Origin of the sequence: Stenotrophomonas sp. SrG, from assembly GCF_050031795.1 — a bacterium.
In the GTDB taxonomy this organism is placed as follows: domain Bacteria; phylum Pseudomonadota; class Gammaproteobacteria; order Xanthomonadales; family Xanthomonadaceae; genus Stenotrophomonas; species Stenotrophomonas rhizophila_A.
In genome coordinates this window covers 334,212-347,597 of sequence record NZ_JBNBBE010000002.1, presented here as the reverse complement: position 1 = coordinate 347,597, position 13,386 = coordinate 334,212, and the positions used below count along the sequence as shown (strand labels likewise).

General features: G+C 64.5%; 7 protein-coding genes. 2 read left to right on the top strand and 5 right to left on the bottom strand.

The window, feature by feature from the left end:
- Positions 1-3 precede the first annotated feature (3 nt).
- The 5 genes from ACQG3P_RS03540 to ACQG3P_RS03520 form a co-directional block, all read right to left on the bottom strand.
- Positions 4-4,002 (bottom strand): hypothetical protein, encoded by a 3,999-nt coding sequence (locus tag ACQG3P_RS03540; RefSeq protein WP_426804213.1) that lies wholly within the window; start codon positions 4,000-4,002, stop codon positions 4-6.
- Between the two features lie 245 nt (positions 4,003-4,247).
- Complete coding sequence (locus tag ACQG3P_RS03535; RefSeq protein ID WP_068850298.1) at positions 4,248-4,607, bottom strand: glycine zipper 2TM domain-containing protein; 360 nt, start codon at positions 4,605-4,607, stop codon at positions 4,248-4,250.
- A gap of 134 nt (positions 4,608-4,741) precedes the next feature.
- Positions 4,742-5,716 (bottom strand): DUF1684 domain-containing protein, encoded by a 975-nt coding sequence (locus tag ACQG3P_RS03530; protein WP_426804212.1) that lies wholly within the window; start codon positions 5,714-5,716, stop codon positions 4,742-4,744.
- A gap of 5 nt (positions 5,717-5,721) precedes the next feature.
- On the bottom strand, positions 5,722-8,709 hold the full coding sequence (locus ACQG3P_RS03525) for a TonB-dependent receptor domain-containing protein (protein ID WP_426804211.1): 2,988 nt from the start codon (positions 8,707-8,709) through the stop codon (positions 5,722-5,724).
- The gene (locus tag ACQG3P_RS03520) at positions 8,690-9,889 is read right to left on the bottom strand and encodes an OsmC family protein (protein WP_426804210.1); all 1,200 of its coding nucleotides are present in this window, start codon (positions 9,887-9,889) and stop codon (positions 8,690-8,692) included. Before ACQG3P_RS03520 ends, ACQG3P_RS03525 begins: the two co-directional genes overlap by 20 nt.
- Positions 9,890-10,062: 173 nt before the next feature.
- Between ACQG3P_RS03520 and ACQG3P_RS03515 the strand changes: the two genes are divergently transcribed.
- Positions 10,063-10,467 carry a barstar family protein gene (locus ACQG3P_RS03515; RefSeq protein WP_217539082.1) on the top strand — a complete coding sequence of 135 codons (405 nt, stop codon included), beginning with the start codon at positions 10,063-10,065 and terminating at the stop codon, positions 10,465-10,467.
- A gap of 331 nt (positions 10,468-10,798) precedes the next feature.
- Positions 10,799-13,354 carry a DNA mismatch repair protein MutS gene (gene mutS / locus ACQG3P_RS03510; protein WP_426804240.1) on the top strand — a complete coding sequence of 852 codons (2,556 nt, stop codon included), beginning with the start codon at positions 10,799-10,801 and terminating at the stop codon, positions 13,352-13,354.
- The last annotated feature ends 32 nt before the right edge of the window (positions 13,355-13,386 follow it).

Here is a 13,386-nt window from a genome sequence, read left to right as displayed (position 1 = left end):
CCTTCACGGCTGCTCAGGGTGCGGCACCTGCCGCCGCGTCATATCCTCCGCCCACATGCTCGACACCCTTCCGTCAATGGCGGCGCCGTACACCTTGATGGTGTACGCGCCGTCAGGTCCGGTGACCGCGGTGTCGAAGCTGTCGATTCTGATTTCGCCCACACCGGCCTTGAGCACGCGGATGCAGGTGTGGCCGAGGCTGTGACTCTGCCCCTGCGCCCCGTAATAACAGACCTCCATCCCGGCAAGCGGGCGGTGCCAGATGGCGGACCTGGCCGTGTCGTTGGGGCACGCCGCGCCCTTGCCTTCACCCATGTTGAACTTCAGGTCATGCATGACCTGATGGGTGCATGCCAGGTCGGACTGGTTGTTGGAAGAGAACAGCTCGATGTAATTGTCCAGATGCATGGCCATGCTGGATATCTTTCCGTCGAGCACATCGGAGCCGAACTTTTTCGATCGCACACTTTCCGTCGAAATGCTGCGGTCGAAGCTGCCGACCAGCACGGGAGAAGCGATGTCCTTGAGCACGGTTGTGAAGTTGTAGCCCTGGTCCCTTTGGTGGTCCCAGTTGCCGAAGGTGCGGATCATGGTTCCCTTCTTCGCTTTCATGATCCGCATCGAACGTATCTCGTCGTTCTCGCAACCCCGGGGACCTGGCATGTTGAACGCCTCGAAGGGAAGGATGACATCGCACACCACGCTCCCTGACCCGTCGTTTTCTTCGTAGAACACCACGCGGGGCTCGGTGTAGTCGCCATCCTCGTCGCCCATGGCAATACTGGAGACCTTTCCGTCCAGCAGCGTCGACCCGACCTTTCTTACCGTGAAATCCGGGGAAGTGATGTCTCTGTCGAACCCGCGCACAGTGACCGGCAGCAAGATATCTCTGGTAGCCGTTATCGTCGCATGCCCTTCGGAGGGCTGATGGTCCCACGCCCCATACAGGGTAATCGCTGTACCCTTCGGCGCCTTCAGGATGCGCAGCGAACGGATTTCATCGTTGTCACATCCATAGGCGCCCTGCAGATTGAACGGCGAGAACGGAATAGGAACCCTGCACAGCTCATCCTGGGTCGCATCGTTCCCCTCATACCCCACCATCTCGCTGTCGGTGAAATCGACGGAAGGAAGTGTCGGCTCCGGATTCAACGGGTACTGGCCCACCAGCTCACGCCTGGCATGGCCCGCACCGGGGGTGACTTTGAACACGTTGAACGTCTTCGTGCCATACAGCATTTCTACGATGAGATAGCTCTGGTTGGCGAGTGCGCCACTCTGGAACACCCTGACTGTGCCAAATGTCGCTTCCGCATCCACCGCCCCAAGTTCGCTGTGGCGATGTCCGGCGAACGCCGCCTGTACGCCATAAGACTCGATAAGCCGCTTGAAGCGGGGTAGGTCTCCCTGCGGCCACCCGTCACGCCGATGCACGTTGAGGAATATCCGCTTGTCGGCCTGGCGTGCCGCGCGCAGCGCACCCTCCAGCCAACGCAGGGCGTTACGCACCTTGAATCGGGTGGCATACGTCTGGTCGCCGGAGTACGACAGGATGTCGCGCTCATACAGCGGTGACTCATTCAGCTGGATCATGGCCACATCGCCGATGTAGACCATGTAGGAGTAGCTCCCGTCATGAAGCTTGAGCGACCCGTCGTTCTCGTGTTCACCATGGTGGTAGTCCTGGGTAATCGGCTTGATTTCGCTCACCCACTGCAGGGAATCGCAGACGCTGTCCCGCACGCAGAAGTTCTCACCTTCCGCCAAGCAGTTGCCTGCGTTGTCGTTGTAGTCGCGGTTACCCAGCCCAGGAAGAAAGAGTGGCTCACCGTTTGCTCCTGCCAGTGCCGAGTACAGTCGCTGCATGGAGTAACGCTCGAAGTCCAGACCGCCGTCGGTATTGTCACCGTTGATGGCCAGCGGCACTGGGCCATCAATGGCCTTCGACTTCCGGAATGCTGCGATGTCCGCGAACACCGTCTGGAGGGCATCGAGCGCGGGATCGTCGAACGCGGCGCCGGGGTTCCAGTTTTGAGGGTGAACGCCGCCTTGCCGCGTACTGGCGTACTCCGTGTCGCTCGCGATCACCAGCCACCGCGGAGAGCGGCTGTTCCACCCCTCCCGGATATAGGATTTAAAGGGCGTCGTCCTGGTCAGACCGCACCCCGGAACGATATTGGTTGGCGGATAGGGAAACAGGTTCTCCGCCCACATGCTGGATATCTTTCCATCCACGTCCCCGTAGCTGCGGATGCTGTAACTGCCATCGGGTGCCGTGTAGTTGTGGTCGAACGAGCCGATGATGATCAAAGGCAGGTCCCGGTAGGCGTTGATGCAAGTGTGACCCTCGCTGTGACTTTGACCCCAAGCACCGTAATAGCAGACCTCCATGCCAGCCTTCACCTTGAACCATGCACCCGATCGCGCCTCGTCGTTGATGCATCCCTCGCCGTCACCGGATCCCATGTTGAATCGCACATTGTGCGCGATCGGCTTGGTGCAGATGGAGTGCTGGGTCAGGTTGTTTCCCTCGAACAGCGTAATCTCGCTGTTCCCGGCATTGAAATCCGGCAGCATGGACATGCTTGATACCTTTCCATCAAGCGTATCGCCGCCGAACTTCACCAGCCGCCAACCATTACCGGAGGCAGAGGTATCGAAACGGCCGACGGTCTGCGGCAGCGTGATGTCGCTGGTGATGTAGATGAAAGCGTACCCTTCCCCGCGAACGTGGTTATACCCGCCGAATAGACGGATCATGGTCCCCTTCTTCGCCTTGAGAATGCGCAGCGAGCGCGCTTCGTCGTTGATGCAGCCCGAATTCCCGCCGAGGTTGAACGCGCTGTAGGGAATCGATCGTCTACATACCACCTCCTGGGTTGCATCATTCCCCTCATAGAGCACCAGTGCCGCGTCGGAAAAGTCGATTGACGGCAGCGGAGGCGGCTCCTTCAGCGGGTACTCGCCGACCAACCGCTTGTTCGCGTGCCCTTGGCCGGAGTGGATGCTGTACACCAGGAACAACCCGCCGGCGTAATCCATCTCCACGACCAGGTAGGTTTCATTGAACAGGGCTCCGCTCTGGAACACGGGAACCGACCCAAAGTTCCCCGACGTTCCAGGAGCGAAACCCAGATCATTGTGGTAGTGGCCGGCAAACGCCGCCTGTACTCCATAGGACTGGATGAGGTGCTTGAAGCGCGCGGTATCGCCGCTGGGCCACGCGCTGCGTTTGTGCAGGTTGAGGAAAACATGCTTGTTGTCTTGTCGGGCCTTGCGCAACGCGCCTTCAAGCCAGCGTAACGAGCTGGTGATCCTGAACTTGATCTTGGGATCCAAGGGAAGACCGGTGCCGGATTCAAACTCACGCTCATAGAAGGGAGAGTCATTCAACTGGATCAGTGCCACCGAACCCACGTACACCATGTACGAATAGCTGCCCTCATGTACGGGCTTGGCATAGTGATAGTCCTCGGTTACCGGCCCTATCTCGTCCACCCAGTGAATGTGATCGCAGATGGCGTCGCGCGCGCAGCCGTTGTTGGCGCAATCATCGACATTGTTGCCGTAGTCGTGGTTGCCCAGGCCGGGCAGGATCAAGGCCTCTCCCGATCCGCCGGCGAGCTGCGGAAACAGGCCTTGGACGAAGGCGCGCTGGTCGCCATGGGCGTGCTCGGTGATGTCGCCATTCACCACCAGCGGCACCGGTCCGCTGACGCGCCGCCGGTAGTCGGCGATGTCGGCCACCACCTTGCGCAAGGCGGCCGCAGCGCCTGCTGGGTCATGAGGGTTGTCCAGCGTGCGTGGATACTGGCTGTCCGAGGCGAAAATCATCGCCTTGGGCGAGCTGGTATTCCATCCGGGCGACATGTACCCGCTGTAGTTCGCCGTGTTCGTTCGGTCACAGCCTTCCCGATAGCCTTGCGGCATTGAGTCGGCGGATGCAAGGCATGGGAGCGCCAGCAGGGCAGCGCAGCAGAGCAACCAAGGCAGAATGCGCATAGGAAGGACTCCCCAACGAGCGTATGCCCCAGCCAGCACTTGCGTAGCGCCAGCCGACGGGAATACCGCCCTTGATCAAATCCCCCGATTTGCGGGTGAAAAAATGCATCCTGCGGCGTTCAGCGCGCGTGAAGACCCCTGCGTGCTCGTTTCCCTCCATCCGTCAGCGGTGACACGCGGACATGGAAAAGGGCTGGCACTTGGCCAGCCCTTTTTGTGATGCTGACACCTACATTACTCCCGCGTCAGCGGCGATAGCACTGGCGCTCCACCACGCGGTCGCCGTTCTTGCTCTGCGAGTTGCCCTGGATCTGGCGACCGGCCGCGCCGCCGGCTACGGCGCCCGCCACGGTGGCGATCTTCTTGCCGCTGCCGCCGCCCACCTGGTTGCCCAGCAGGCCACCTACCACCGCACCGGTGGCGGTACCGGCAATGCGGTTCGGGTCACGGCTGTTGCGCTGCACTTCGACGTTCTTGCAGACCACCTTGGTGCCATCGTTGAAGCGGCGCCCTTCATCCTTCGGCCCGTAGGTCTGGGCGCTGGCGCTGAACACCGATGCCATCAGGGCGGCTGCACACAGCACGTTTCGGGTAGAGAGATTCATGGTTGGCTCCTCGCTTCATGACGTAGCGCCAGTGTCTGCGCGGTGCCGGGAACCCCTTGTGAAAAGCCGTGGATGTAGCGTCAACGCCGCACGGGCTGTTCAGCCGGCAGCCATTGCCGCATCGTCGGGGAGGATCAGTGGTTGCCCCCTGCATACTTCTTCTCCCCGGCCAGCACCGCCAGCCGCGTGCGTTCGCCGTTGCCATCCTGCAGCGCCAGGCGGTTTTCCGGCGGGGGCAGCGGGCACGTGGCGAACTCCGTGTACGCGCAGGGCGGGTTGTGCGCGCGGTTGAAGTCCACCACCACCGTGCCGTCCGCGGCAACCGGGTCGGTGCGCAGGTAGCGCCCCACCCCGTAGGTGAGCCTGCCGGTGGTCTGGTCCTGGAACATCAGGTTCAAGCCTTTGGCCGGATCGCCCAGTGCTTCCAGCCGCCACTCATGCCCATCTTTCTCGAACACCACATAGCCCGGGTTGGGATTGTCGGCGACCTCGCCGAGCACGTTGACGATGGGAAGCGTCCTGCCGGCCGGGTGCGGAACGAATCGCGCCTGCACGCGCCAAGCTTCATCGGCGGGGAAGAAATCCAGGCCTGCGAAGTCCCGCCGTGCCTGCGCGTCCGCATGGCGCACGCGCAGGGCAAGGCGCTGACCGCGCTTGATCGCGGTGATCTGGCCCCTGCCTTCGTCATAGGCCAGCTTGGTTCCACCGCCAGTCCCTTCCGGATCCAGGCGGACTTCGCCCTGTACCGGCTTGCCGTCAACCGTAATGGGTACGCCTTCGGCGACCTGGAAGTACAGGCCATCGGCGCGCTGCTCCACCTCGCCCAGTCGATCCGGCGCAATGGACAGGCGGATCGCATTGTCCTCGCCCCCACCCACGCTGCGCTTGCCTGCTTCGATCCAGTGCAGTCCGATCAGGCTGGTCCAGCCATCCGGCTTGCTCAGGTCCGCACTGCGTTCACGGACCCACTGCGTGTGCTGGTCCTGGAAATCCAGCGCCGCGGCTGCGGCCGCGGATGCGGATGGCACCCCTGTGGCCCGGTCCTGCGGACTGCACGCGGTTGCGAGCAGGGTGACCACGAACAGCGAAACGACTGCATGCGTCTTCATGATGTTCACCAGTTCTTCGAAATACCGAGGTGGAGGTAGCGTCCATAGGATTCGTGGAGCGCGCTCAGGTAGTTGCCGGTGGCGCTCAGCGGCGGCTCTTTGTCAAACAGGTTTCGCGCCCCCACTTCCACTGCGGTGCCACTCAACCGCCCTCGGGTGAACTCCTTCTTTACCGACAGCGCCCAGCGTTGCGTGGAGCCGACCACGAACGGCGTGCGGTCGGCGTAAGCACCGGCGGTCACGCTGTCGATGTAGTCATCGCGCAGGCGCACCGTCCAGTCCTGCAGGTTCCAGATCAAGGTGGCACTGGCCCGCCATTCCGGCTTCGCGCCGTTGATGCCTACTTCGTTGGCCGCCCCCAGGTCGGGCACGAGGATGTCCAGCTGCCCGCTGGCGATGGCCGCTGCCACCTGCTGTATTTCGGCAGGTTTCTGCTGGGTGTACTCCTTGAGCTGGCTGGCACTGATCAGCAGCGAGAAGTTGCCCCACGACGTTTCGGGCAGGCGCCAGCCGACGTTGTAGTCCACGCCCGACGCGGTGAGCGGCCGACGATTCTGGTAGCGGTTGTAGATGTGCGTCACCACGCCAGCCGGCGCCAGGCCGGAGCCTTCGAACTGCGCGATATCCTCTGCCGTCACCGCCGCCCGCACCACGTTCGGGTTGCTGCTGCCTTCCACCACGCGCAGGTACGCGTCGTACAGCAGTTCCTCACCCATGGTGCTGATGGGGTTCTCCACCTTCACCCGCCAGGCATCCACGCTCAGGCTGACAGCGCCCAGTCGTTCGGGCAGGAACTGCGGCTCGAACACCACGCCCCACGAGGATTGGCGGGTGGTTTCCGGTTCGACGTCGTCGCCGTACGAAGTCACGGAGCTCACTGACGGCTTCACCGACGAACCGCTGCTGAAGGCATTCAAGCAGGCGGTGTAATCGGGCTGCGCACCCTTGGTGACCAGCGCATGGCAGCGGACCGCGTCGTTGTTGAAGCCAAAGCCATAGGTCGGCGGCGAGTTCACCAGCTCCAGTCCCGGTGCACGGAAGCCGCCGCTTACCGAGCCACGTAGCAGCAGGCTGTCCACCACCTTCCAGGCCGCTGCCAGTTTCGGCTTGCCGACCTTGCCGGCGTCGCTGTAATCCTCCCAGCGGCCGGCAAGCTGCAGGTCGAGCGACTGCACCAGCGGGATGCCCTGTGCCGGCGACACCAGCGGCACCGCGAATTCGATCAGCGCCGATTTGACGTTGCGGCTGCCGCGCACATCCGGCCGCGGGCTGTGGGTGAAGAAATTGCTGGCCGCGACCGTACCGGTGTACCAGTCGGTATAGGGGTTGCTGCCATCGATGTTCTCGTCGCGGTCATCCCGGCGGCTTTCATACCGGTACTCCACCCCCGCTGCCATGCCGATGTCGCCCGCATACCAGGTCAGCAGGTCGGAGCGGTTCACCTTGAAGTCCCACAGCGCCAGTTCCGTGGTGCCTTCGCGGGTCGCTTCACCGATGAATGACGAGGTGTCGTACGGCGTGGCATCGCCCACCCGGATGCTGGCGGGGTCGCCGCCGCTGAAGGGGTTGTAGGCACCGGCGTCGGTGCGGTTCACCGCTTCGATGAAGGCATCGGTCAGCCCGCCCTGCTGCGTATCGGTACTGCGCGCGCGTGAGTACAGCAACGCGGTTTCCCAGTTCCAGCCGCCCTCGGTCCAGCCACGCACGCCCAGCAGTACCCGCGACTGGTCGTTGTCCACCTTTACCCGGCGGATGCCCGAATCGGCGAACTGGTAGTTGAGCAGCCGGATCGCATCGGCACCGCGCAGCGCTTGCGGAACCCAGTACGCATCCGGGCGGATATGCAGCAGGAAGCCATCACCGCCAAAGCCCGACTCGCTGCTCACCCAGGATTCGGAAGTGGCACGGTAATAGCCCAGCTCACCGAACAGCTGCACGCTGTCATTGACGTCGAAGCGTCCCGTGGCAAACACGTTGCCCTTGCGGATGGCCGGTGACGTGGTGATGCCCGGCTCGGCCGCCGAATCGTAGTGGTAGCGCGTGGGCACCGTGCCCGACGTCAACGCACCCGTGGTTGGATTGACGTACCAGCTGCCGGTGCGCCGGCTGCCGGTATAGGTATCGAAATGCCCCCACGGCGTTCGGGTGCTGAAGCCGGTGGTCCCGTTCGGGTCGGGCACGCTGGTGCCATCGCCCAGCGGGCGGCGGCCGTCGGTGGCGGTGAACCAGGCATCGGAATTGAGCTGCGAGGTCCGCCTGGAGAAGCCATAGAGCACCGAAAGGTTGCCGCGCCCTTCGCTGAAATCGCTGCCGAAGTACCCGTCCAGCGATACCTCCTCGCGGTGCCCATCGGCCACCTTGCCGTAGTTCAGGCGAACGCCGCCGCCATCTGCCAGGTTGCTCGGCATCACCAGGTCGACTACGCCGGCCACGGCATCGGAACCGTAGATGGAAGCCGCGCCATCCAGCAGCAGGTTGACCCGTTCCAGCCCGAAGACCGGAATGGCGTTGGCGTTGTAGGTGGTGTCATCGCCGCTGTTGCTGATCGGGTGCTGCACGGTGCGGCGGCCATTGACCAGCAGCAGCGTGTACTTCGAGCCCAGGTTGCGCAGGTTGATGGAGCCCACGTCACCGCGTGCGACGTTGGAGTTCCGGCCAGCGTTGGTGGTGCCTTTCTCCGTAATGGCCACGTCGCCAAACTGCTGCAGGCTGCGGAACAGCTCGTTGCCGTTGGTGGCAAGGGTGGCGTCTATCTGCTCGCGGTCCACAGCGACCACCGGTAGTGCCGCCTGCGCACCGCCGCCGGCAATCTGCGAGCCGAGCACGGAGACCTTGTCCAGCGTGCGCGCGTTGGAACCCTGTGACGGCGATCCCGTCGCAGCTGCTTCTTCAGCGGCCTCTGCGGGCTCGGCGGCCTCCGCTGCCCCGGTCGGTGCAAGCAGCGTGCACAGGGCAAGCGCCAGATGACTGCGCTTAGCGCGTAGCGTCCGCATATGCGCCTCGCACGATGCTGCCTTCCAGCTTCTGCTCGTCCTTCACCAGGTTGTACAGCGGGCACGTTGCCTCGACCGACTGGCGCAGCGCATCGATCTCCTGTTCCGACGCCGGCGATTCAATCCGCACCTTGTAACGGATGTCGCTGTACCGCGCCGGCGAACGCACGTTGCTGCCGAAGCGCGGGCTCACCTGGCCATCCACGGTCAGCTCCAGCGAATCCAGCAGCACGTTGCGCGAGGCCGCCTGCACTTCGAAGATGTGGGTCAGGCAGGTACCGGTCACGCCGAGCAGGTGTTCCTCCACCGTCGGGGCCAGGCCATAGCCGAGCAGTCCCGGCGCGCTGTCGTGCAGTTGCTGGTGGTAGCCATCCTTGCCCAAGAAGACGCGGCGCAGGCCGGTACGCGGTTCGACGTGGGCGCGGGCGACCAGGGTTTCCGGCTCGGCCGGCCTGGCCTTGCCGGCGCCCGGCTTCACCTGTCGGGCCAGCACCGCCGGCCGCTTCTCCTCGGTGATGAAGTCACGCAGGCCCGGCGGCAGCTTTGGATCGCGCTCTGCCGCACTGTGGATGTATTCCACGTCAGCATGGCTGACCTGTTGCGGACGGGTAACCAGGTCGATAGCCGAGGAGTTCTCATGCACCGCGCGCTTGAGCGCCTGCAACTGGGCGTCGGTGGCCGGTGAATCGATGTAGGCCACATAGGACAGGTTGTTGGGGTAGGCCAGCGTCTCGCTCTTGCGCTCGGGAATGCTGGTGAACACCACGTCCAGACCATCCAGCGGCACGCCCTGCACGGCCGCCTGCACGACGTACTCATCGGCCACCGAGCTGGCCAGCGTGCCTACCAGCGAATCCCAGGAGCCGGCGCCTAGGTTGTAGCCGGCGTAGTTGCGGCCGCTGTCGCTGATGTACTGGAATTCCCCGGTCGGCCCGATGCGCAGGCGGCGTACGCCGGAGCGGCTTTCGGCGGTGACTTTGGCGTGGATCGCCGTGGGCGTACCGGGTTTGGCCGACTGGTCCTGGATGGCCTCGCGCTTGGCCGCCAGGTAAGTGCGCAGCGGCGAGGACTGGTCCTCGGCCGAGGAAGCCAGCGGGGCCAGCGGGGCCAGCAGCAGCATGGCGGACAATGCGGTGGTGCCGATTACCTTGAACGGCGTCGTGCAGCGTGCGATGGACATGGGAGAACGGCCTCCGAAGTGGTTCGTGAATAGAAGTCCACTCTTTCATGTCGCATCGCCGCATTTAAATAACCGTTGGCAATTCCCATATACATGCCCGACGCCGCCGCGATTCGACGGATGGGATGCCACTGCTAGAGTCGGGTTGACCAGATACAGAGGGACAGGACTGAATGACCACCACCGATCCACTGGTACTGGTGCTGCAAGGCAGCGCGGTAAATGACATCCCAAGCTTCTATGCCGAGATCAACCGGGTCTTCATGGCCGGCGAAGATTGGCAGCTCGGGCACAGCCTGGATGCACTGGATGACATGCTGTACGGCGGCTATGGGGTGCTGGCCGGACACGAAGGCGCGACATTGATCTGGCGGGACATCGAACATTCCCGCAACGCGCTCGGCGAGGGAGCCACCCGCGCGTGGCTGCAGACGAAGCTGGATGCAGAAGCCAGTTTCAACGTACGCGCGATCACCGCTCAGCTCGAGGCCCTCGATGCCGGCGAAGGCAAGACCTACTTCCAGATCGTCATGGAGATCTTCGCGGCCCATCCCCGCATCCTGCTGGCCGATCGCTGAGCCTCGCTGGCCGAAGGGCCCCGATGGGTAGGGTCGATTCCCGAACGACCGCACGTAGACGAGAAACGCCCGGTGGCGCATGGGGCGCAAACGGAAGCGTCTCTCGGTTCGAAGGTCATGCGTTAACGGGCGTGATCACGCGATCGGCAGTCGTCTTGCGACCGACCCTACCATTCAGTCGGCTAACCGTTTAGGTCGGCGCAACCTCCAATTCGGCACAGGCGGCAGCCGCAGGTGCGACCCTCCCCTACAATGTGGAGTCCGGCCTGCCCAAGGCCCCGCCACCGATGGACCCCGCGTGACCCAGAAGCCCGCTGAACACACCCCGCTGATGAAGCAGTTCTTTGCCGCCAAGTCCGAATACCCAGACCTGCTGCTGTTCTTCCGCATGGGCGACTTCTACGAGCTGTTCTACGACGACGCCCGCAAGGCGGCGCGGCTGCTGGACATCACCCTGACCCAGCGCGGCAGCTCCGGCGGCGCGCCGATCCCGATGGCCGGGGTGCCCGTGCATGCCTACGAGGGCTACCTGGCGCGGCTGGTGGCACTGGGCGAATCGGTGGCCATCTGCGAGCAGATCGGCGACCCGGCGCTGGCCAAGGGCCTGGTCGAGCGCAAGGTGGTGCGGATCGTCACCCCGGGTACCGTCACCGACGAGGCGCTGCTGGATGAGCGCCGCGATACCCTGCTGATGGCGCTCTCGCGTGGCAAGCACGGCTACGGCCTGGCGTGGGCCGACCTGGCCGGTGGCCGCTTCCTGGTCAACGAGGTCGATTCCGACGACGCGCTGGAGGCCGAACTGGCCCGCCTGGAGCCGGCCGAACTGCTGGTGCCCGATGAAGAGAACTGGCCGGAATTCCTCAAGCATCGCAGTGGCATCCGCCGCCGCGCGCCGTGGCTGTTCGACGCCGACAGCGGCCGCCGCCAGCTGCTGGCCTTCTTCAAGCTGCACGACCTGACCGGCTTCGGCATCGACGACAAGCCGCGCGCCACCGCCGCTGCCGGCGCCCTCCTTGGTTATGTCGAGGAAACCCAGAAACAGCGCCTGCCGCACCTGACCTCCATTTCCACCGAAACGGCGAGCGAGGCGATCGCGATGAACGCGGCCACCCGCCGCCATCTCGAGCTGGATACGCGCGTGGACGGCGATACCCGCAATACACTGCTGGGTGTGCTCGACACCACGGTCACTCCCATGGGTGGGCGCCTGCTGCGCCGCTGGCTGCACCGTCCGCTGCGCCTGCGCGAGGTGCTGGTGCAGCGCCACGATGCGGTGGCCACGCTGATCGACCGCGGTGCCGACAGTGACGTGCGCGAAGCCTTCCGTGCGCTGGGCGACCTCGAGCGCATCCTTACCCGCGTGGCGCTGCGTTCGGCGCGCCCGCGCGATTTCTCCACCCTGCGTGATGGCCTGGGCCTGCTGCCGGAGGTGCGCGCGGTGCTGGCACCGCTGGATTCGCCGCGCCTGGTGGCCCTGCGCGAGGCGTTGGGCTCGCATGACGAATGCGCGCACCTGCTGGCCTCGGCCATCGCTACTGCCCCGCCGATGAAGCTCAGCGACGGCGGCGTGATCGCGGAAGGCTATGACGCCGAACTCGACGAACTGCGCCGCCTGTCCACCCATGCCGACCAGTTCCTGATCGACCTGGAACAGCGCGAGCGCGCCAGCAGCGGCATCGCCACGCTGAAGGTCGGCTACAACCGCGTGCACGGCTACTACATCGAAATCAGCAAGGGCCAGAGCGAAAAGGCGCCGGTGCATTACACCCGCCGCCAGACCCTGACCAATGCCGAGCGTTACATCACCGAAGAACTGAAGTCGTTCGAAGACAAGGTGCTGTCGGCGCGCGAACGCTCGCTGACGCGCGAAAAGCTGCTGTACGAACAGCTGCTCGATACCCTGGCGGGCGAACTGGAACCGCTCAAGCAGTGCGCCGCCGCGCTCAGCGAGCTTGACGTGCTGGCCGGCTTCGCCGAACGCGCGCAGGCGCTGGACTGGGCGCGCCCGGAGCTGGAAACCGCCCCATGCCTGCGCATCGAGCGTGGCCGCCACCCGGTGGTGGAAGCGGTGCGCGAGCAGCCGTTCGAACCCAATGACCTGGACCTGCACGCCGACCGCCGCATGCTGGTCATCACCGGCCCGAACATGGGCGGTAAATCCACTTACATGCGCCAGAACGCGCTGATCGTGCTGCTGGCCCACATCGGCAGCTTCGTGCCGGCCAGCCGCGCGGTGATCGGCCCGATCGACCGCATCCTGACCCGCATCGGCGCCGGCGATGACCTGGCACGTGGCCAATCGACCTTCATGGTCGAGATGAGCGAAACCAGCTACATCCTGCACCACGCCACCGCGCAGTCGCTGGTGTTGATGGATGAGATCGGGCGCGGCACCTCCACGTATGACGGCCTGGCGCTGGCCGACGCGGTGGCCCGCCACCTCGCGTACGAGAACCGCTGCTACACGCTGTTTGCCACCCACTACTTCGAGCTCACCGCGCTGGCCGACGAGCAGCACCAAGGCGGCATCAGTGGCATAGCCAACGTGCATCTGGACGCGGTGGAGCACGGCGAGGCGCTGGTGTTCATGCACGCGGTGAAGGACGGCCCGGCCAACCGCAGCTTCGGCCTGCAGGTGGCCGCACTGGCCGGCCTGCCCCGCGCCACCGTGGCGCAGGCCCGGCGCCGGCTGGCCGAGCTGGAGCAGCGTGGTGGCGAGACCGTGGCCGCCACCATGGCCCCGCAGGCGCTGGACGCGCCGCAGCAGTTCGGGCTGTTCACTGCGCCGTCCAGCAAGGCGCAGGAGGCGTTGGCCGCGATTGATCCGGATGAGCTGACCCCGAAGCAGGCGCTGGAAGCGCTGTACCGGTTGAAGGCGCTGGTGTGAAGCATCACGACCGACGGTCGTTATGCTCCGCC